The sequence below is a fragment of the Eikenella corrodens genome, from assembly GCF_003990355.1.
GTDB lineage: Bacteria > Pseudomonadota > Gammaproteobacteria > Burkholderiales > Neisseriaceae > Eikenella > Eikenella corrodens_B.
In genome coordinates, this window is sequence record NZ_CP034670.1 from 786,164 (window position 1) to 807,201 (window position 21,038).

Genomic DNA, 21,038 nt, shown 5'->3' on the forward strand with positions numbered 1-21,038 from the left:
AGCAAATAATGAACATTTCCGTTTTGTGCGACTCCCCAAACCACCCCATTCTCCCTTACCTGATCCGATGGCAGGCAGATAGAAGCGACCACGATGTACACATTTACAACCGGATAGACCAACTGCCTGGTGGGGATATCTTGTTTTTAATTTCCTGCAATACCATAGCAAAACAGGAAACCCTATCGCTTTACCAATATGTTTTGGTTACTCATGCCAGCGATTTGCCGCTTGGGCGCGGTTGGAGTCCACATGTTTGGCAGTTATTGGCAGGCAGCACAGATATTTGTGTCAGCCTACTAGAAGCTGCCGATAAAGTAGATTCAGGCAGAATATGGCACAAACAGATTTGCCGCATACCGAGAATCGCATTATTTGACGAAATCAATCGTATTTTGTTCCAAACCGAAATAGAACTAATGAATTACGCCATTGATAACTGTGACAATATCATACCGCAACCGCAAGATGCTTCTATCACCCCCACCTATTATCAAAAGCGCACACCCAAAGACAGCCAGTTAGATATAAGTCAAAGCTTGGAATCCCTGTTTAATCAAATCAGGGTAGCCGATCCGCACCGTTATCCAGCCTTCTTCTATCTAGATGGGCAAAAATTTACCTTAACCCTCAGTAAAGCAGAAGATAATACTGAACTATCCTGTTAGAGGCATTGTGCAGCTGTGCGCATTCCCAATTTACGTTTTCATTAACAAATCAGAGAACGCCATGACCCAAGCCGTCAACATCAATAACTGTTTCATCGGGCAAGAGTACCCGCCCTATATCATTGCCGAGATGTCGGCCAACCATAACGGCAGCCTGCAAACCGCCTTCAACATCATAGAACAGGCCAAGGCCGCCGGTGCCGATGCCGTCAAAATCCAAACCTACACCGCCGACACCATCACGCTGCGCAGCAACGCGCCCGAGTTCCAAATCAAAGGCGGCCTGTGGGACGGGCAAACGCTGCACGAGCTGTATCAAAAAGCGCATCTGCCTTGGGAATGGCACAAGCCGCTGTTTGATTTTGCCCGCGAGCAGGGCATCACCATTTTCAGCTCGCCGTTTGACTTCACGGCGGTGGATTTGCTGGAAAGCCTCGATGCCCCGGCTTACAAAATCGCCTCGTTTGAAGCGGTGGATTTGCCGCTGATCCGTTATGTGGCGCAAACCGGCAAGCCGATGATTGTGTCCACCGGAATGGCCGATGCCGAAGAAATCGCCGAAGCCGTGGCCGCCGCGCGCGAAGGCGGCTGCAAGGAATTGGTGCTGCTGCACTGCGTGAGCGGCTACCCCGCACCGGCGGCGGATTACAACCTGCGCACGCTGCCCGATATGGCACAGCGTTTCGGCGTGCCGGTGGGTTTGTCCGACCACACGCTGGACAACACCACCGCCATCGCCGCCGTGGCGCTCGGTGCGTGCGTGATTGAAAAACATTTCACGCTAGACAGAAACGGCGGCGGCCCGGACGACAGTTTTTCTTTAGAACCGCAGGATTTGGCCGAACTGTGCCGCAGCAGCCATACCGCCTGGCAGGCGCTGGGACAGGCCGATTACGGTTTGAAATCGAGCGAGCAGGGCAATATCCAGTTCCGCCGTTCGCTGTATTTTGTGAAGGATATGAAAGCGGGCGATACCATCGGCGCCGACTGCATCCGCAGCGTGCGCCCCGGCTACGGGCTGGCGCCCAAGCATTACGATGCGCTCATCGGCAAACGCCTGCGCCGCGATGTGGCGGCCAATACGGCCACCGGTTGGGATTGCGTGGAAGAGTAGAAAAAGTTTCAGGTAGCCTTCCGGCGGTGTTAGAGGCTACCTGAAAAGTCCCGATATGAAAATTCTAAAAGACAGCCTCATCTACCTAGTCGGCGAAATGCTGGCCAAGGCCATGCCTTTCCTGCTGCTGCCCTATCTCACGCGCAAGCTGGGCACGGCGGGGTTTGGCGAGCTGTCGTATTATCAGGCGGCATTTTCGCTGCTGCTTATCGGCTTCGGCATGAGCCAGGATGGCGCGGTTACGCGGTATTACTATGTATACGGCCAGCGCAACTTGCACAGCGTGGTGTATGCCGGCGCGCTGTATACCGCTTTTGCCGCGTTTATCGGCCTGTTGGCGGCATGGCAGCTGCATTCGCTGGCGTTGGCCTCGGTGGTGTGTGCGGCGGCGGCGCAAACGATGCTGGCCACGCAACTGAGCCTGCGCCAATGCCGCAAACAGGCCTTGGCCTATACGGCCATCCAGTTCGGCAGCAGCCTGTTCACCACCGTGCTCACGATGTGGCTGCTGGAAAAGAGCGCGGATTATCCGGTGGAGCGGCGTTTCTTGGCGCTGTTTGCCGGCAATGCGCTGGTGTCGCTGGCGGCCTATCTGCTCTATCGGCGCAGCGCCGGGCAGCGGCTGGGCTTCAACCGGTGGCGGGTACGGCAGGCTTTGCGCTATATTTTCGCGTTCGGCCTGCCGTTGGTTATTCACCATGCGGGCAATTATGTGAAAGGGCAGTTCGACCGCGTGGTGATTTATCAGGGCTATTCCGCCGCCACGCTGGGCGTGTATTCGGCGGGCTACCAAACCGCCAGCGTGCTGGGCGTGCTGCTGATGGCGCTGAACAAAGCCACCGTGCCGTATTACTACCAGGCCTTGCGCAGCGGCAAAATCACGGCGGCCACGGTGCGCCGCTGGGCGCTGCTCTCGCTCTTGGCCGCACCTTTGCCTGCATTGGTGGCCTGGCTGATGCCGGAGCGGCTGTTTTTGTGGCTGCTCGGAGCGCAGTATGTGGGGGTGCATTACTATATCTGCCTGTTTTTGCTGGGCTTCGGTTTAACCGTGCCCTATTATTTGCAGGTGAATTATTTGTTTTACCACGCGCAAAACCAGCGCATCGCGCTCACTTCACTGCTCTCGGCAGGCGGTTATTTGCTGGTGTTGCTGCTCACCGCGCGCTTGGGCATCCAATGGGTGCCGCTGGCTATGATTGCCGGCAATGCGCTGATTTTCCCGATATTGTTCCGGCAGGTGAAACCTTATGGCTGATCGTGTACGAGCAGATACCGCATCAAATGATGCTGTCAATCTTATTATTTGTACGACTCCGTTACAAGCATTGATTGCCCGGTCTTTAATTCAAAAATATAGTGTTGATGGTAACTCGTTTGACTTATTAATGTTCTATTTCAATGGGGAGAATAGTGAAAAGATCAATTATTACTTCAAAATGGTAGCGAGGTTGTGCCATCAATCTGAGATTGTCCTTTTACCTAGGAAGAAGTGGATCCGACTCTTTTCAACACCGAAGCTATTAAAGAGAGTCAGAATGACTTATAGAACCATATTTGCTGCAAATATCAATAGCCATGAGGTTCAGTATTTACTAAGTAGGATTCACTTCGATAAGCTAGAGACTTTTGATGATGGGAGTGGGAATTTAGTTCCTTCGAGCGAGCTTTATCATCATAAGATTGGTTGGCAACGATTGATTCTAAACAAACTGCGTAGAATATGCTATACAACCGAAGACCTGCGCCGCCTCTCGCAACGGCACCACACGCTCTATCCCGGCCAGCCCAATATTGTCGCGCCCGCCGTGCCGCTGGATTTATGGGCTGCCGCCGAACAAGGGCTACCTGAAAGCGGGCAGGGTGGGCTTCGCCAAAGCGAAGGCAGAGAGGTGCTGAGAAGCGAAAATGGGGCAGTGGATGAGTGTGGCTTAAACGAAAGGCTACCTGAAAAAAATACGGCCGCCGTGGCTGCCGCAAATCCAGCGCCCGTCCGCACCCGCCGCATCCTGCTCGGTCAGCCATTGCTGCCCAACGCGGCCGACAACGCCGCGCTGGCCGAAAGCCTGCTGCGCCGTTTTGAGATTGGCGAATATTTCCCGCATCCGCGCGAAACCTACCGCGTATCGGGCGCCGAATACATTGCCAGCCCGCTGATTTTTGAAGACTATTTGCTGGAAAGCCTGCGCCGCGAGCCTGATACCCGCTTCGAGGTGTATCACCTCGTCAGCACCGCCGCGCTGAATGTGCACGCTTTCCCGCGCACTGCCGTGTATGCCGTGCGCCCCGCAGAAGCCGCTTTTCACACGCCCGGCGTGGCGCGGATTTATGAAGTGATGGCGCAGTTGGGCATCCCGATTATCGATATTGAGTGAGTTTCACGATAACTGTTTAGCGTTATGAGCAGCGCCTTTTTAATTTTGTGCCACCGAGTGCCGCTGTATTGGCTGCGGCTGGCCGAGCGCCACCCCGAAATCCGCCTGCTGCTGCACTACGATGCCAAGGCGGATATCGGCGCGTTGCCGCCCCTGCCGCCGAATGTGAGCCTGATTCCGCAGCGTGTCAACATCCGCTGGGCGGGTTTCAGCATGGTGGAAGCCACGCTGCACCTGATGCGTGCCGCGCTGGCCGATGCGGGCATCCGCTTTGTGCACCTCGTGAGCGGCAACTGCGTGTTGCTGAACAACCCTGCGCAAATCGAGCGCGAATTTGCCGCACTGCCACGCGGCAGCCTGTTGCTGGAATGCCATGCCGAGCCGCGCCTGCGCTATCGCGTGCGTTTCAACACGCCGCACGCCGATACCGCTTGGCAGCGCCGCCTGCCCGGCAAGCTGCTCACCAAAGCATTTCAGGCAGCCGATAAAATCCTGCCCGCCGCGCAAACGGCCTATGCCGGCAGCCAATGGTTTTCTGCCGACCGTGCGGCCTTGGCAACCCTGCTGAACGCGGCAGATGAACAAGCCTGCGCCTTCTTCCGCAAGAAGCTTTGCCCGGACGAGCATTTCTTCCAATATCTGGCAAAAAGGCTACCTGAAACGGCAGGCATCACGCTGTGGCCCAGCAACCGCCGCCACATCCGTTTCGCTCCGGGCAGCAACCACCCCGATACGCTGGCTTGGGCCGAGCTGCAATCCCTGCAAAGCAGCCCGAATTGGCTGGCACGCAAAGTGGACGACGATACCGCGCTGCGTTTTTTAGACGAGATAGAAGGGGAAGCGGCATGACCGCGCAAGCGCAAAACCGGCTTTCAGGTAGCCTTTTGGTGGAAAGTACGCCGCCGTTTTCCGTGTTGATGTCGCTGTATGCGCGCGAGCAGCCGGAATATCTGCGCCAATGTTTGGCCAGTTTGGCCGCACAAACCCTGCCGCCGAACGAAATCGTGCTGGTGTATGACGGCGGGCTACCTGAAAGCCTGGAATCTGTTGTGGCAGGCTTTTCAGCCAGCCTGCCGCTGAAGATTGTGCGGCTGCCGCAAAACGTGGGGCTGGGGCGGGCACTGAATGCCGGTTTGCAGGCCTGTGAGCACGAATGGGTGTGCCGCATGGACACCGACGATATCTGCCACCCCGAGCGTTTCGCGCGGCAGCTGGCTTTTGTGGCAGCGCACTCAGAGCTTGACGTGTGCGGCAGCCAGATTGACGAGTTTGAACACACACCGGCTGATGCCGCGCACAGCCGCCGCGTGCCCTGCGAACACGAGGAAATTGCCCGCTTTGCCAAAAGCCGCAATCCCATCAACCACATGACGGTGTGCTACCGCAAATCGGCAGTGCTGGCAGCGGGCAATTATCAGCACGCGCCACTGTATGAGGATTATGATTTGTGGGTGCGCATGCTGCTGAACGGCTGCCGTTTTGCCAACCTGCCCGAAGTGCTGGTGTATGCGCGCGCGGGCGATGAAATGTACCGGCGGCGCGGCGGCTGGGCGTATGCGAAAAACGAGCTGGCCATGCAGCGGCGTTTCTACCGCGCGGGCTTTTTGAGCGCGGCGCAGTGGGCAAAAAACGTGCTGCTGCGATTGCCGGTGCGGCTGCTGCCGAACGGGGCGCGGCAGTGGGTGTACACTTTTTTACTTAGGAAATGAAGATGAACATTGGAATACGACCAAGCAAACCGAAAACTAATTTGGACAAACTGCAAACAGTAATACGCGAAGTAAAAAACTGGCCTCTATTAGTTGTCGATAAGTTTTTAGGTAGCAGGAAAAAATTGCTGTACCGCTTCCGTAATGGACTACAAGTTATTTGCCGAAGTAGAAGTACAGATATCAATGAGGCGGTAGTCGTATTATCCGGTATTGAGTACCCGCAAGAATTATGTAAACTGCCTGCGCATTCTGTAGTATTGGATATAGGCGCAAATATTGGGACTTTCGGTATCTATCTCAATCATCTGAACCGGCATACTGACTTCGTATTACATGCTTTCGAACCTTTTCCTGATAATGCGGCACTAACAGAAGAAAATTTCAAACTTAATGGCTTACGCCATTATTGTATACATCGACAGGCGATATCAGGCAGCAGCGGTACTGCACAGTTTGATATTTCCGGACAATTCGATGCTATGCGTTTGAATGATGCCACTACGGGGAAAGAAACAATGGAGGTGGAAACCATTACACTTTCTGCTTTCTGCAGGCAGAAGAATATTGAGCATATCCGTTTGTTAAAAATGGATATAGAGGGTAGTGAATTTGATGTGTTTAGAGCCGATGCAGAATTTATCTGTCGTCATGTGGATATTCTGTTTACAGAATACCATTTCTCATCAAAACATCGAAATGTTTCAGCACTAACAGATCGATTGGTAGATGATTTTGATGTAATACTGGAAAATACACATACCGGTGGCGGAATGATAATTGCTCGACGTAAGCATATTGGATGAAACCATAGTTATGATAAGAAACTCAGCCCGTATTCTGCGCTTTGTCACCGCGGCCTTGGTGATTCTGATTGCGCCGGCGTGGTGGTTTTGGCCGCCGCGCGAGTGGACTCATCCCACAGCCACCAATCTTTCCAGCTACAGCCTGCTCTTGGCCGGCCTGCTGCTCTCCTACGCTTTGAGCCGCAACCTGACGCGTTTTCCCGGCGAGCGTTCCAAGCTGTCGGTGATTCCGGTGTCGGCGATCGGGCTGGGGCTGCCGCTGGTGTTTGCCGCCATGTTGCGCCTGCCGTATTCGGTGTATTACCTGGCCGCTGGGTTTGCGCTCACGGTGCTGTATCTGTTTGCCGAAACCTGGTTGGAAAAGCGGCACATCCGCCATCTGTACTATATTGATGTGGAAGGCATGCGCGATTTGCCGCAACTATCCAACATCCGCTGGCACGAGCTTGCCGAGCCGAGGCTACCTGAAACCGGCCGCGTAAATACGGTGGTAACCAATCTGCATGCGCCCGATTTGGGGGCGGATTGGCAGCGTTTCCTGGCCGATTGTACCTTGCGCGGCATTGCGGTTTACAACATCCGCCAGGTGGAGGAGTCGCTCACCGGCCGCGTGAAAATCCGGCATATGTATGAAAACGATTTGGGCTCGCTGCTGCCCAGCCCGGCCTATATGGCGATTAAGCAGGCGCTGGAAGCCTTGATGGTGGTGGCCAGCCTGCCGCTCACCCTGCCGCTGATGCTGGCCACCGCGCTGGCCGTCGGGCTGGAAAGCCCGGGTCCGGTGCTGTTTGTGCAAAACCGCGTGGGCCGAGGCGGGCGCGAGTTTAAAATTTATAAATTCCGCAGCATGGTGTGCGATTCGGAAAAACACGGCGCGCAGCTGGCGCAGGAAGGCGACGCGCGAATTACCCGCATCGGCCGCTTCATCCGCAAAACCCGGCTGGACGAGCTGCCGCAGTTTTGGAACATTATTAAAGGCGACATGGCGCTCATCGGCCCGCGCCCCGAGCAGAAAGCCTTTGTGCGGCAGTTTGAGCAAAGCATCCCGTTCTACGGCTACCGCCACATCGTGCGCCCCGGCCTTTCCGGCTGGGCGCAGGTGATGCAGGGCTACGCGGGCAACACAGACGAAACCCAAGTGAAAATCGAGCACGATTTCTACTACATCAAGCATTTATCATTTGCACTAGATGTGTTGATCCTGTTTAAAACGCTGAAAACGATATTAACTGGTTTTGGGGCTAGATAAAAATCTTTATTCTGATTTTTATGAAAGGAATAGGCTATTATGAAAAAAGCAGAGGCAATCTTGCAATTGGCTAAAGAGTGGAGGAAATCTGGGATAAAAACCGGTGATATGGTGTTGGTCCACAGTCGGGCATCAAGAATATTAAGAGCCCTAAAGAAGTCAGGTGTTGATATCGACCCTAAAGATATTGTGGAAAGCTTTGTACAGGCTGTCGGCAAGACAGGCACCGTGCTTTTTCCAACTTTTAATTTTGAATTCAATAACGGAGTACCTTTTGATATTGATGTAACGCCAAGCCATATGGGAGCGATTACAGAAGCAGCAAGAAAGCTTGAAGGAGCCATTCGAACCGGCCATCCTGTATATTCTTTTGCAGTTATTGGTAGAAATGCTAATATATTCAATGGAGTAGAAAATTATAGTGGATATGGGAAAGATTCCCCTTTCGCTATTTTACATAGGAATAGAGGGAAAATTGCCGTATTGGACTTGCCAGACCAACATAGCATGACTTTTTATCATTATGTAGAGGAGTCACTTCAGGTAAGTTATAGATTCCTAAAAAAGTTTACTGGCCGATACAAAGGGGTTAGCAGGAAAGAAGAAATTAGAGAGTTTGCCATCTATGTTAGAAACATAGAACAAGGTGTGTTAACGTATGTTAATCCAATGGGAGAGATACTTTGGGATCAGGGGTTATATACAGGTAATAAACCGCTAGAGGGGAATGGATTAAGAGTGGCTGATGCAGAAAAGGTTTTTAATGCCGTAGCTCATGTCATTCGTTCAGGTAAAGCACAAGACACCCTATATAAAATCAATCTGGAATTAAAATGATTAAAGATAAAATTGGTAAAATAATGTATAAATGGGCTGAAGAATTATGGCCAATTACCAGAAGCATTACAGGTCCCGGTGTAAGGGAGACATTATATTACTTAAAAGGATTAATACCGAACTTAGATATTCATTCTATATCTAGCGGAACACCAGTATTAGACTGGGTAGTTCCAGATGAATGGTTTATTGATGAAGCTTATATTATAGAAGTAGCTACAGGGGAAAAAATTGTAGATTTTAAGAAAAATAATCTACATGTTTTAGGGTACTCTGAACCAATAGATAAAGTTATAACCCTTGATGAGTTGAAAGAGCATTTATATACACAGCCAGATCAACCAGATGCTATTCCATATGTCACATCATATTATAAAAGGCGATGGGGATTTTGTATTTCACAAAATCAGAAGGACAATCTAAAACAAGGAATGTATCATGTAGTAATTCGCTCCGATCTAAGAAGGGGGAAACTTAATTATGCAGAATTAATTATCCCAGGCCATAGTGATAAGGAAGTTCTTATTTCTACTTATATATGTCATCCATCAATGGCAAACAATGAGCTATCTGGACCAGTTGTTGTTACTGCTCTAGCTAGATGGTTACAGAGTAAGGGTAATTTAAGATATTCTTATAGAATTGTATTTATCCCAGAGACTATCGGTTCTATAGTATATCTAAGTATGAATTTAGATACATTAAAGAAAAAAGTTATTGCTGGATTTAATGTAACATGTGTGGGAGATGATAGATGCTACTCATTCTTACCATCAAGAAATGGAAATACTATTTCTGACAGGATTGGAAAACATGTATTACAACATATTGATAAAAATTATAAAAAATATAGTTGGTTGGATAGGGGGAGTGATGAAAGGCAATATTGCGCACCTGGTATAGATTTACCTATTGCCACCATTATGCGTAGCAAATATGGAGAATATCCGGAATACCATACATCTCTGGATAACCTCTCTTTGATTAGCCCCGGCGGATTAGAAGGTGGATTCACTGCTTTACAAACAGCCTTTAATATTTTGGAAAAAAATTGCTATCCTAAAATGATTATTCTTGGAGAGCCGCAATTAGGGAAACGCGGCTTATATCCAACTATAAGTCAAAAGGGATCTGCTTCTGGTGATGTACGAAATATGATGAATATTATTTCTTATTGTGATGGCAATATATCTACTTTGGAGATCGCAGAGAAATTAGATTTGCCATTTGCAATAGTCGATGAAGTAATTAATAAACTTAATCAAAATAATTTACTAGAAATTAGAAATATAGATTAATTTTCTGCTTATGCACCTTTCCTAAAAGAGATCAGATGATTGATTTAATAAGCCCCTCCCCCACCATCCTCGTTACCGGCGGCGTCGGTTTTATCGGCTCGCACACCGTGGTCGAGCTCATCCAAGCCGGGTACAGCCCCGTGATTATCGACAACCTCTGCAACGCCTCGCCCCAAGTTATCGGCCGCATCGCCGAAATCACCGGCCACACCCCCGCCTTTTATCAGGGCGACATCCGCGACCGCGAATTATTGCGCCGCATTTTTGCCGAACACCCCATCCAATCCGTCATCCACTTCGCCGCCCTCAAAGCCGTGGGCGAGAGCGTGAAAAAACCGCTTGAGTATTACAGCAACAACGTTTCAGGCAGCCTCATCCTGCTGGAAGAAATGCAGCGCGCGGGCGTGAAAAGCATCGTGTTCAGCTCCTCTGCCACTGTGTACGGCGACCCGGACACCGTGCCGATTACCGAAACCGCCCCTCTCGGCGAAGCCACCAATCCCTATGGCGCATCGAAACAGATGATGGAGCGCATGATGGCCGACCTCCACACGGCCGACCCCGAATGGAGCGTGATTTTGCTGCGCTATTTCAACCCCATTGGCGCGCACCCCGGCGGCCGTATCGGTGAGCAGCCCAACGGCATTCCGAATAATTTGTTGCCCTACGTTTGCCAAGTGGCCGCAGGCAAACTGGCCGAGCTTTCCGTATTCGGCAGCGACTACCCCACCCCCGACGGCACCGGCGTGCGCGACTACATCCACGTTGTCGATCTGGCGCTCGGCCACGTGGCCGCCCTCAATAAAAAAAGCCGCGAAGCAGGCGTGCACATCTACAACCTCGGCACTGGCAAAGGCTCGTCCGTGCTGGAAATCATCCGTGCCTTCGAAACGGCCTCGGGCAAAAAAATCCCCTATGCCGTCAAACCCCGCCGCACGGGCGACATTGCCGAATGCTACGCCGACCCCGCCCGCGCCGCCGCCGAGCTGGGCTGGCATGCCGAGCGCAGCCTGGCCGACATGATGCGCGACTCTTGGCGCTGGCAAAGCGGCAACCCGAACGGGTATGGAGATTAATGGCGGAAAGGCTGCCTGAAACTTTCAGGTAGCCTTTATCCAACACAGGCAGCCCGATAAGGATAGTGCTTTAATTTTGTTAAGTTTTAAGGTGCTAAATTGCTATATCGGCCGTTGGCAGGCGCAATGGGCAGGGCGGACTTTTTGTCTATTCAAAGTTGAAGCCCAAGGGCACAGGATTTATCATGCTTACAGAAATATCGGTTTCTCAAAGCATTAAATCGATTTCGTCCGCAGTATTCCGCCGGTGGCGCAGCAAACTGCCGCCACGGCATCTTTCCATTTAAAACGGAGAGAATCATGCAGAAAACCCTGATTGCCTTGGCCGTATTGGCCTTGTCTTCCGCCTCCTTGGCCGCCCCCGCAGAAGAGGGCGTGCCGTTGCACCCCATCAATGACGCCCGCTACACCATAACCACCGACTATGTGCACGAAAGCGGCAAAACCGACCAACTCAAATCTTCCGGCGACGGCGTTGCCCTGCGTGGCCGTGCCGATATTCCGCCGGCACAGCAGCACGCCATCCGTGGCGAGGTGGGCTACCAATATCTCGATTCCGACGTGAAAGCCGACGGCGAAAAAATCATTAACGGCGCCAGAAACCATAACGTGGATGTGTATGGCGGCTATATGTTCTCCCCCTCAGGCTTCAAAAACGGCGGCCTGCGCGTGGGCGGCGGCCTGGGCTACAGCCACGGCAAAAGCAATGTACACGGCCACCAAACCGATCCGGACGGCGATGCCGTGGATGCCCGCGCCGACAACCTGTATATGAAAGCCCAGGTGGAATACGAACAGCCGTTGGGCAGCGGCTGGAGCATCACCCCGTGGACGGATGCCCAAGTCAGCCTGTACCGCCGCGTGAAAGAACAATATACTCAGATCGAGTATGCCAGCGACGGCAAATACAGGCAAAACAGCTACAACCTCGGCCTGGGCATGGATGTGAACAAGCAGGTGGGCGCCGATACCAGCCTCAGCTTCGGCTCCTACTACCGCTATACGCATGATAAAAGCACCAGCTTTACCCACGAAGGTGCAAATGTTGACGTGCCGAAAACCAACCGCCACAGCTTCGGTGTCCGGGGCGGCGTTCGGTTCTAATGGTTGTATTGGGTTACAAGGCAAAAGGCTACCTGAAGTTTCAGGTAGCCTTTTTTGGAAAATAAAGAATATAGTGAATTAACAAAAATCAGGACAAGGCGGCGAGCCGCAGACAGTACAGATAGTACGGCAAGGCGAGGCAACGCTGTACTGGTTTAAATTTAATTCACTATAATCCGATATATTTCAGTTTGGGCTGCAGCCAGACTAGCGGCTATACGCAAACGCAGCAATAGCGATCTGTGGAATATCGGTTTTTGCAGGCTGGGCAACAGGCATCTGCCGGTTTATCCGAAAAAGGCTACCTGAAAATTTCAGGTAGCCTTTTGCTTGATACCTCAAGCCCACAGGGCAGGGCGCTTATTTGCCCATCTGCACGGCCTGGATGGCGGTGAGGGCGATGGTGTAGACGATGTCGTCCACCAATGCGCCGCGCGAGAGGTCGTTTACCGGTTTGCGCAGGCCTTGCAGCATGGGGCCGATGCTCAATACGTTGGCGCTGCGCTGTACGGCTTTGTAGGTGGTGTTGCCGGTGTTCAGATCGGGGAAGATGAACACGTTGGCTTGGCCGGCCACTTTGCTGTCGGGCGCTTTCTGGCGGCCTACGCTGGGTACGCTGGCGGCGTCGTATTGCAGCGGGCCGTCGATGAGCAGGTCGGGGCGTTTTTCCTGCGCCAGGCGGGTGGCTTCTTTCACTTTTTCCACATCGGCGCCGCTGCCGGAGGTGCCGGTGGAGTAGGAAATCATGGCCACTTTGGGATCGATGCCGAAGGCTTTGGCGGATTCGGCCGATTGGATGGCGATGTCGGCCAGTTCTTCGGCGGTGGGCTCGGGGTTCACGGCGCAGTCGCCATACACGAACACCTGCTCGGGCATCAGCATGAAGAACACGCTGGACACCAGGCTGGCGCCGGGGGCGGTTTTAATCAGCTGCAGGGCAGGGCGGATGGTATTGGCGGTGGTGTGTACCGCGCCGGATACCAAGCCGTCCACGTCGTCTTGCTGCAGCATCATGGTGCCGAGTACGACACTGTCTTCCAGCGCCTGACGCGCCAAGCCGGGGGTGAGGCCTTTGTTTTTGCGCAGTTCCACCATCGGGGCGACGTATTGCTCGCGGATGGTGTCGGGGTCGATGATTTCCAAGCCTTCGGGCAGGGTGATGCCGCGGTTGGCGGCCACTTCGCGCACGGCTTCCGGTTTGGCCAGGAGCACGCAGCGGGCGATGCCTTTGCTTTGGCAGATGGCGGCGGCTTCCACGGTGCGCGGTTCATCGCCTTCCGGCAGGACGATGCGGCGGTTGGCGGCGCGCGCCTGTTCCATCATGCGGAAACGGAAGGCGGGCGGCGACATCAGCAGCTGGCGCGGCCGGCCGATGTGGCGGCAGAGTTCTTCCGCATCAATGTGTTCGGCCACGAATTCCACCATGGTTTCCATGCGGTCGGTGTCGTCGGCGGGGATGGTTTGGTCTTGGTGCGCCAGCGCGTAGGCGGTGGCGAAAGTGTCGTGTTCGGTGAGCAGCACCGGCACGTTTTGGCTCAGCGCCGGGCTGATGATGCCCTGTACGGCAGGCGAAGGCGCGGTGCCACAGGTGAGCAGCAGGCCGGCCACCGGCACGCCGCTGAGGATTTTCAGCGAGGCGGCCATCAGGATGTCTTCACGGTCGCCGGGGGTGATGACCAGTGCGCCGGAAGTGATGCGGTGGTGCATGTGGGCGGCGTTTTGCGCGGCCACCACGATTTCTTTGGTGCGGTTGCCCAAATGCTCTTTCCCGGCAATCACTTGGGCGTTCAGGTAGCCCGCAATGTCGGCCACGCGGCGCAGCGATTTCTCCGGCGCGAAAGGCAGCACGCCCATGCAGGGGATGCCGCCGCGCACTTTGTCGGCCACTTCGGCGGCGAAGGCTTTGCTGTCGTTGCCGTGGTAGCGGTTGATGATGAAGCCGGCCACATCGGTGTGGCTGTTGGCATATTCCTGCGCGGCCAGGTTGATTTGGTCGGCCACCTGTTCGGCGCTATGGTTGCCGGCGGCGGCCACCAGGATTACGTTGGCGTTGAGCGCGGCGGCGATTTGCGCGTTTTTGTTGGCGAGGAAGCCGCGTTCGCTGTCGGGCACCACGCCTTCGATGATGGCCACGTCGTGTTCGGCGGCGGTAACCTGGTCGAAGTCGGACACCATCAGCTCGATCAAATCGTCATCACGCCCGGCGCCCACCAGCTCTTCTACTTTGGAGAGCGGCTGCGGGCGCGGCGGGTTGAGGTGGAACAGTTTGTTGGCAAACACGATGGCGGCTTCGGTGTCGCCGGCGGGAGTGGGTTTGTGCGATACCGGTTTGTAGTACACCGGACGGCGGCCGCTGCGTTGCAGGGCGCGCAGCAGGCCGAGCGAGATGCTGGTGAGGCCGGTTTTGGTGCCGATGGGCACGAGGAGGAAGTTCGGCATAGGGCTTCTTTCTTGGTAAGGGGTTAATCAATCAGCGTAAAACGGCCGAATCGACAAGGCGGCCGACAGACGTTTGCCTGTGCTGTTTTTTGCAGGCCGCATTGTTGCACTATTAACCGGGAGCGGCAAGCGGCAGAGTGGGGGTGTTGGGAGAAAGGCTACCTGAAAAGTTTCAGGCAGCCTTCATTTTGGGATCAATTGGCTATCACGGAAATTCAAGCATATTGTTCCATCAGTTCTATAATTTCTTTAAAGTCTTCTCGTTCGGAACGATAGTGCTTGGTAAAAGCCAATAGCTCCATCCCGCTATTGGCATTGGGGTAGTGCACATCCCCGCCGTTTTCCAACATCTTTTTCAATACGTCCAGCCGATGCGGCATAGCGCCCATCATGCCTAAGGGAATCACATTGTCCCGATTGGGTATATTGGGGTTGGCGCCTGCTTCCAATAGGGCTAGGGCGGCATCGCCGTTTTTAGCCTGCATGGCGTAATGCAGCGGGGTCATGCCGTAGCAGTCTTGGGCGTTTACCTCTACCCCTTTGTCTAAATAAAAATGCATAGTGGATAACGGAGCAGGGCTATACGAGTTCATATTAGCCATATGTAAATAATTCCATTTTGCTGAATCGGTAGTACAGCAGGGATCAAATTTCCCCGTGTCGCTCATCTCTTTCAAAAAAGCTATATCGCCTTCTGAGTTCGCACGGGCTATCTGCATCCCAATATCGTTTTCATACGGATCTGTCATCATTTTTTCCTGCTCTCAAAAAGGTCTCATCTTGCCTTAAATTATACAACGCAGTTATTTCTATTATTTATATTCCATGATGGCTACCTGAAAACGCAGCGCAGCAGAAGTTCCTGCGAAACTAAAATCTTCAGGTAGCCTATTTTACTATTTAGCTGCCGCTTCAGTTGGCTCGGACTGGGTGCCTTCTTCCTGCCAGCCGCTGCCGATGGCTTTGTAGAGGTTGAGCAGATTGAGGCCGGCGGCGAGTTGGTTGTCGAGCAGATTTTGGCTGAAGCCGTGGGCGCTGAGTTGGGATTGTAGGGCGGTGTCGAGGGTTTTGCGGCCGTAGCGGAATAGCTGGCGGTCGTTGCGCACTTGCTGCTGCGCGGTGCGTTCGGCCTGCTGCAATTCTTGCTGCTGGGTGTTGAGGGCGTGTTGGGCCTGGTAGGCGTTGTCTACGTCGGCGAGGGCTTGCAGCAGGGTTTGGTCGTATTGCAGCAGGGCGGTTTGCAGGCGGGCGTCGGCGGCTTGGATGTTGGCGCGGATGCGGCCGGCGGTGAAGAGGGGGAGCTGTACGCCGATGCTGAAGAGGCCGCCGTTGCCGCTGCGGGCGCGGTTGAAGGGGGCGAGGTCGCTGTTGAGCTCGATGCGGCCGGTTTGCCAGAGGAATTGGATGTCGAAGCGGGGGAGGAGGTCGGCTTTGGCGCTGGCGAGCTGGGCGCTGCGGGCTTGGATTTCGGCGGCGCGGGCGCGCAGGTCGGGGCGTTGGTTGAGAAGGCTGCCGGGCCGGATGCCTTGCGGCGGGCTGGGCAGGTGTTGCAGCAGGGCGGCTTGTCGCATGGCGTCGCTATCGAGGCGGAAGCTTTGCGGGGTTTGGCCGATGAGCACGGCGATGCTGCGCTGTTGGGCGTCGAACTGGGCTTGGAGGGTGCTTTGGCGGGCTTGCAGGGCTTGGATTTGGGCGGCAATGGCGGTGGTGTCGTGGGCGGTGGCGTGGCCGGCGTTGAAGCGGCCGGCGGTATAGCGCGCCAGTTCGTGCAGGGTGGAGAGCTGTTGGGAAACGAGGGCTTGCTGCTGCCGGATGTGGGCGGCGCGCAGGTAGTGTTCGGCGATTTGGGCGGAAACGAGCAGTCGGCTGCCGTGGAGCTGCTCTTGGCTGCCGAGGGCGGCGGCGCGGGCGGCATCGGCGTCGCTGCGTTTCTGGCCGAAGACGTCGGGCTCCCAGGCGGCACGGAAGCTGGCGGAGGTGAGGTTGCCGCCGTTGCCGAGGTAGGGGTCGCGGCGGTGGTTGCGGTAGCCTTTGGCATCGGCGGCGAGGCCGGCGCTGGGCAGGAGGTCGGCTTCGGCCAGGCGGGCGGTGGCGCGGGCTTCTTCGAGCCGGCTGCGGGCAATGGCGATGCTGTAGTTGTGCTGCAGGCCTTGTTCGATGAGGCGGCCAAGCTGGGGGTCGGGCCATTGCTGCCACCAGCGGGTTAAATCGGGGGCGGAATCGGCCTGGCCGGTGTGTTGGAAGTTTTCAGGTAGCGTGATGCTGGATTGGCGGTCGATTTGGGTGGCGGAGCAGGCAGTGAGGAGGAGGGCGAGGGCGATGGGGAGGAGTTTGGAGGTGGGCATGGTGGGGTTTCCTTGGTGTGGGGCTACCTGAAAAGGTAGGTGCCGTTTTCAGGTAGCCTTTCGGTTAGGTGGCGGGCATGATTCTTGGGCAGTCTGCCGTTGGCTACCTGAAAACCCGTCTTCTTTTTTCAGGTAGCCTTTTTTAATTCTGCTGCGCCAGCATCCGGCGGAAGCGGATCACGGCAAGGGCGGTGAAGAGGATGCCGGACACGGCGGTGATGGCTACGCGGTGTCGGATTACGCTCCAGCCGGCGCCCCGGAAGATGATGTCTTTGGAGAGGGCGGTGAATTGGGTCATGGGCGAGAGCTCGGAAAGGCTGCGCAGCCAGGGCGGCAGGTTTTCGATGGGCGAGGTGCTGCCGGAGAGCAGGAATACGGCGATATACACGATGATGCACAGCAGGCTGAACTGCGGCATGGTGGGCGCCTGGGTGGCGAGCAGCACGCCGAGCCCGGCCATGGCAAACAGATACACGGCCTCGCAGAACACGAAGAGCGCCAGCGAGCCGTTAATCGGCACGCCCACGGCATGGTGCACCACCAACAGCAGCGAGAGCAGGGAGGAAACCAGGATAATCAGGCCGTTGGCCAGAATTTTGGCCATCACGATTTCGTTCGCGTCCACCGGCATCACCAACAAATGCTCAATCGTGCCGTGTTCGCGCTCGCGGATCACGGCCGCGCCCACCAGCAGGATGGTGAGCAGGGTGGCGTTGCCCACCAGTTGGTTGAGCGGCATAAACCATTCGCTGCGCAGGTTTTCGTTGAACAGCACGTTCACCACCGGCTCGAAGGGCGCGGCGTTGCCGTGCCGCCCCAGGTAGGCCGCCGTTTCGCGGTTCACGATTTGGCCGATGTACACCGAGCCCACGCCGGCCTGCGACATGGCGGTGGCGTCCACCAATAATTGCAGCTCGGGGCGTTTGCCGGCCAGAAGGTCGGCGGTGTAGTCGGGCGGGATAACCAGCACGAAGCTGTATTCGCCCAAATCCATGGCGCGGTCGATGCGGCTGCCGTCGATGTCGTCCACCTGTTTGAACTGCGGGGCGATCATGGCATCGCGGATGCGGTAGGTGAGTGCGCTGCGGTCTTGGTCGTAGACGGCCAGCGCGGCGTTTTTCACTTCGGTGGTCACGTTTTGCGACACGGAATACACGGAAAAGCTGAACATAAACACCAACAGCGCAAACAGCGCGTAATCGGTGAAGAAACTGCGGATTTCCTTGCCGCCCAGATGCCAAACGTTGCTTATCCATTGGCGCATATCATTTCTCCTGCTTTTTCAAAAGCAGCCCGGCAGCGAGCCAATAGGCGGCGAAAAACAGCAGCAGCGTGCCGCACAGCGTATCCACATCGCGCCAGCCCAGGCCTTTGGTGATAACGCCCAGGCTGATGGTTTGAAACCAGCTGGTGGGGCTGAAGATGCCGATCCACTTGCCGGCACCGCTCAAGGTGGATGCCGGATAAATCATGCCGGAGAAATCCAGCGCCGGAATCATGGCCAGAATCGCTGCCGCGAAAATGGCCGCCACCTGCGTGTGCACGAAGGTGGACACCAACAGCCCGAAGCCGGTGGAGGCGGACACGAAGCACAGCACGCCTGCCGTGAGCGCGATAAACGAGCCTTTCAGCGGTACGCCCAGCCCGAACACCACCACGCCGAGCAGCACCAGATAACTCAAGAACGAGAGCAGCACATAGGGCAGCTGCTTGCCGAAAAGATATTGGAAGGAGGAAGCGGGCGAACTGTAGAGGTTCATGATGGAGCCGATTTCTTTTTCGCGCACCACGGACAGGGCGGTGAGCATGGCGGGAATCATCATCAGCGAAAGCATTAAAAAGCCGGGCGTGAGCGCGTTGATGCTTTTGAAGGTGGGGTTGTAGATGAAGCGGGTTTGCAGGCCGCCGCCGGTGTCGATGCGGATGCCACGTTCGCGGTAGAGCTCGGCCATATAGCGGTTGAGGATGCCTTGGGCGTAGCCGCTGAGGTTTTCGCCCACAAACGGCCACGAGCCGTCGAAATAGAAAGCCAGCTGCGGGCGGCGGCCGAGCGTGAGGTCTTTGCCGAAGCCGGGCGGGATTTCAATCACCATGCGCGCGCTGCCGTTGGTGAGCACGGCGTTGATGTCGCTGCGGGCGGCGAGGCTGGCGCGCTGGCGGAAGTAGGACGAGCCGTCGAACTCCTGCGTCAGCTCGCGGCTGTAGTGGCTTTGGTCTTGGTCGAGCACGGCGAAGTCCATTTCGTTTACGTCGAACGACACGCCGAGGCTACCTGAAATCAGATACACCAAGGGGCCCAGCAGGGCAAACATCAGGCGGATGCGGTCGCGCAGCAGTTCTTTGCCTTCGCGGCGGGCGAAGGTGAATACGGCGGAAAGCCAATAGAGCAGGCCGGATGGGGCGGCATGGTTTTCAGGTAGCCCTTTGGTTTCAGGTAGCCTTTGGTTTTCAGGTAGCCTTTGGTTTTCAGGTAGCCTTTCCGCCGCTTCGGCGGCTTCGTCTTGCTCCAAATAGCGGATAAACGCTTCTTCCAGCGTATCGGCGTGTTGGCGGCGGCGCAGTTCTTCCGGTTCGCCCACGGCCAGCACGCGGCCGCGGTGCATCAGCGAGATGCGGTCGCAGCGGGCGGCTTCGTTCATGAAGTGGGTGGAGACGAAAATGGTTACACGCTCTTCCCGCGCCATGCGGAACAGGTATTGCCAAAACATATCGCGCGCGGCGGGATCGACGCCGGAGGTGGGCTCGTCCAAAATCAACACTTGCGGGCGGTGCAGGCAGGCGGCGGCCAGTTGCAGACGCTGGCGTACGCCCAAGGGCAGGGCGGCGGGGGTGGCGTCGGCCAGGTCGGCCAGTTCGAATTGTTGCAACACGGCTTCGATGGCGGCGTTGCTCTTTTCGCCCAGCCGGTACAGCCTTGCGTGCAGCACCAGGTTTTGCCGCACACTCAGCTCTTCATACAGCGAAAATGCCTGCGACATATAGCCCACGCGCTGGCGCACGGCGGTGCTGCCCGCATCGATTGGTTCGCCCAAGAGCGTGGCCTCGCCTTCGCTGGCGTCCAAGAGGCCGGTGAGCATTTTCATGGTGGTGCTTTTGCCGCAGCCGTTGGAGCCGAGGAAGCCGAAAATTTCGCCTTGGCGGATGCGGAAGCTCACGTGATTTACCGCCGTGAAGTTGCCGAAGCGTTTGCTGAGGTTGTGCGCTTCCATCGCGGGCGGCAGGGAATCGTCGGGGATAAAGGGCGGCAGTTGGGAATCGTCCCAATGGGTTTGCTTGCCTTCAGGCAGCATTTTGATATAGGCCTGCTCCAGCGTGGCGCAGCCGCTTTGCGCGAGGATTTCCTGCGTGCGGCCGTGGGCGAGGATTTGGCCGTCGTCCATGGCTAGGAGGTAGTCGAACTGTTCGGCTTCATCGATGTAGGCGGTGGCCACCAGCACGGTCATGCCGGGATTTTCGGCGCGCAGCTCGCGCACCAATGTCCAGAATTGGCGGCGGGAAAGCGGATCGACGCCGGTGGTGGGTTCGTCCAGAATCAGCAGGTCGGGGTTGTGCACCAGGGCGCAGCACAGGCTTAGCTTCTGCTTCATGCCGCCGGAGAGCTTGCCCGCAGCACGGTCGGCAAAAGGTGCCAGGCCGGTGGAGAGCATCAGGCGCTCGATGTGCTGCTTGCGCTGGTGTTTGTTCAAGCCGAACAGGCGGGCGTGGAAATCGATGTTTTCATACACGGAAAGCGTCGGGTAGAGATTTTTGCCCAAGCCTTGCGGCATAAAGGCGATGCGCGGCAGCAGCGCTTCGCGCTCGGACTTGTGCGCCACATTGTGCCCGAGCACGCGCACTTCGCCGCTTTGGAGCGTGCGCACACCGGCAATCAGCGAGAGCAGGGTGGATTTGCCCACGCCGTCGGGGCCGATTAAGCCGACGGTGGAGCCGCGCGCAATGGCGATCGACACGCCGCGCAAGGCCTGCACTTTGCCGTAGGCGTGCGAGAGTTGGCTGATTTCAATGGCGTTCGGCATGGCTG

General features: G+C 55.7%; 17 protein-coding genes. 12 read left to right on the forward strand and 5 right to left on the reverse strand.

Features of this window, described 5'->3' with window-relative positions:
* Positions 1 to 8: 8 nt before the first annotated feature.
* The 12 genes from ELB75_RS04025 to ELB75_RS04080 all read left to right on the forward strand — a co-directional run bounded on the left by ELB75_RS04025 (position 9) and on the right by ELB75_RS04080 (position 12,233).
* The gene (locus ELB75_RS04025) at positions 9 to 668 is read left to right on the forward strand and encodes a UDP-glucuronic acid dehydrogenase (RefSeq protein ID WP_126982815.1); all 660 of its coding nucleotides are present in this window, start codon (positions 9 to 11) and stop codon (positions 666 to 668) included.
* Positions 669 to 729: 61 nt separating this feature from the next.
* Positions 730 to 1,782 carry a pseudaminic acid synthase gene (pseI, locus tag ELB75_RS04030; protein WP_126982816.1) on the forward strand — a complete coding sequence of 351 codons (1,053 nt, stop codon included), beginning with the start codon at positions 730 to 732 and terminating at the stop codon, positions 1,780 to 1,782.
* Positions 1,783 to 1,837: 55 nt separating this feature from the next.
* Positions 1,838 to 3,037 carry an oligosaccharide flippase family protein gene (locus ELB75_RS04035; protein ID WP_126982817.1) on the forward strand — a complete coding sequence of 400 codons (1,200 nt, stop codon included), beginning with the start codon at positions 1,838 to 1,840 and terminating at the stop codon, positions 3,035 to 3,037.
* A 181-nt stretch (positions 3,038 to 3,218) separates the two neighbouring features.
* Positions 3,219 to 4,154, forward strand: coding sequence for a glycosyltransferase family 52 (locus ELB75_RS04040; RefSeq protein ID WP_241236124.1), 936 nt, complete (start codon positions 3,219 to 3,221; stop codon positions 4,152 to 4,154).
* Between the two features lie 24 nt (positions 4,155 to 4,178).
* The gene (locus tag ELB75_RS04045) at positions 4,179 to 5,003 is read left to right on the forward strand and encodes a beta-1,6-N-acetylglucosaminyltransferase (RefSeq protein WP_126982819.1); all 825 of its coding nucleotides are present in this window, start codon (positions 4,179 to 4,181) and stop codon (positions 5,001 to 5,003) included.
* Positions 5,000 to 5,863 carry a glycosyltransferase family 2 protein gene (locus tag ELB75_RS04050; protein WP_126982820.1) on the forward strand — a complete coding sequence of 288 codons (864 nt, stop codon included), beginning with the start codon at positions 5,000 to 5,002 and terminating at the stop codon, positions 5,861 to 5,863. The genes ELB75_RS04045 and ELB75_RS04050 overlap by 4 nt, the downstream gene beginning before the upstream one ends.
* 2 nt (positions 5,864 to 5,865) lie before the next feature.
* The gene (locus ELB75_RS04055) at positions 5,866 to 6,669 is read left to right on the forward strand and encodes an FkbM family methyltransferase (protein WP_164726796.1); all 804 of its coding nucleotides are present in this window, start codon (positions 5,866 to 5,868) and stop codon (positions 6,667 to 6,669) included.
* Between the two features lie 10 nt (positions 6,670 to 6,679).
* Positions 6,680 to 7,918 (forward strand): sugar transferase, encoded by a 1,239-nt coding sequence (locus tag ELB75_RS04060; RefSeq protein ID WP_126982822.1) that lies wholly within the window; start codon positions 6,680 to 6,682, stop codon positions 7,916 to 7,918.
* Between the two features lie 39 nt (positions 7,919 to 7,957).
* Complete coding sequence (locus tag ELB75_RS04065) at positions 7,958 to 8,755, forward strand: AAC(3) family N-acetyltransferase (RefSeq protein WP_126982823.1); 798 nt, start codon at positions 7,958 to 7,960, stop codon at positions 8,753 to 8,755.
* On the forward strand, positions 8,752 to 10,053 hold the full coding sequence (locus ELB75_RS04070) for a DUF4910 domain-containing protein (protein WP_206501489.1): 1,302 nt from the start codon (positions 8,752 to 8,754) through the stop codon (positions 10,051 to 10,053). The genes ELB75_RS04065 and ELB75_RS04070 overlap by 4 nt, the downstream gene beginning before the upstream one ends.
* A gap of 35 nt (positions 10,054 to 10,088) precedes the next feature.
* Entirely contained in the window at positions 10,089 to 11,129 is a 1,041-nt protein-coding gene (galE, locus tag ELB75_RS04075) for a UDP-glucose 4-epimerase GalE (protein ID WP_126982824.1), read from the forward strand.
* Between the two features lie 300 nt (positions 11,130 to 11,429).
* Positions 11,430 to 12,233 (forward strand): autotransporter domain-containing protein, encoded by an 804-nt coding sequence (locus ELB75_RS04080; RefSeq protein ID WP_126982825.1) that lies wholly within the window; start codon positions 11,430 to 11,432, stop codon positions 12,231 to 12,233.
* A gap of 360 nt (positions 12,234 to 12,593) precedes the next feature.
* Here ELB75_RS04080 and pta read toward each other — a convergent pair whose 3' ends face one another.
* From pta to rbbA, 5 genes are all read right to left on the reverse strand, one after another.
* Positions 12,594 to 14,672, reverse strand: coding sequence for a phosphate acetyltransferase (gene pta / locus ELB75_RS04090; RefSeq protein ID WP_126982826.1), 2,079 nt, complete (start codon positions 14,670 to 14,672; stop codon positions 12,594 to 12,596).
* A gap of 215 nt (positions 14,673 to 14,887) precedes the next feature.
* Positions 14,888 to 15,424, reverse strand: coding sequence for an ankyrin repeat domain-containing protein (locus ELB75_RS04095; RefSeq protein WP_126982827.1), 537 nt, complete (start codon positions 15,422 to 15,424; stop codon positions 14,888 to 14,890).
* A gap of 144 nt (positions 15,425 to 15,568) precedes the next feature.
* Positions 15,569 to 17,017 carry an efflux transporter outer membrane subunit gene (locus ELB75_RS04100; protein WP_126982828.1) on the reverse strand — a complete coding sequence of 483 codons (1,449 nt, stop codon included), beginning with the start codon at positions 17,015 to 17,017 and terminating at the stop codon, positions 15,569 to 15,571.
* Between the two features lie 142 nt (positions 17,018 to 17,159).
* Positions 17,160 to 18,281 (reverse strand): ABC transporter permease, encoded by a 1,122-nt coding sequence (locus tag ELB75_RS04105; RefSeq protein WP_126982829.1) that lies wholly within the window; start codon positions 18,279 to 18,281, stop codon positions 17,160 to 17,162.
* 1 nt (position 18,282) lies between these two features.
* Positions 18,283 to 21,033: a ribosome-associated ATPase/putative transporter RbbA gene (rbbA, locus tag ELB75_RS04110; RefSeq protein WP_126982830.1), complete on the reverse strand. Its 2,751-nt coding sequence runs from the start codon at positions 21,031 to 21,033 to the stop codon at positions 18,283 to 18,285.
* Positions 21,034 to 21,038: the final 5 nt, after the last annotated feature.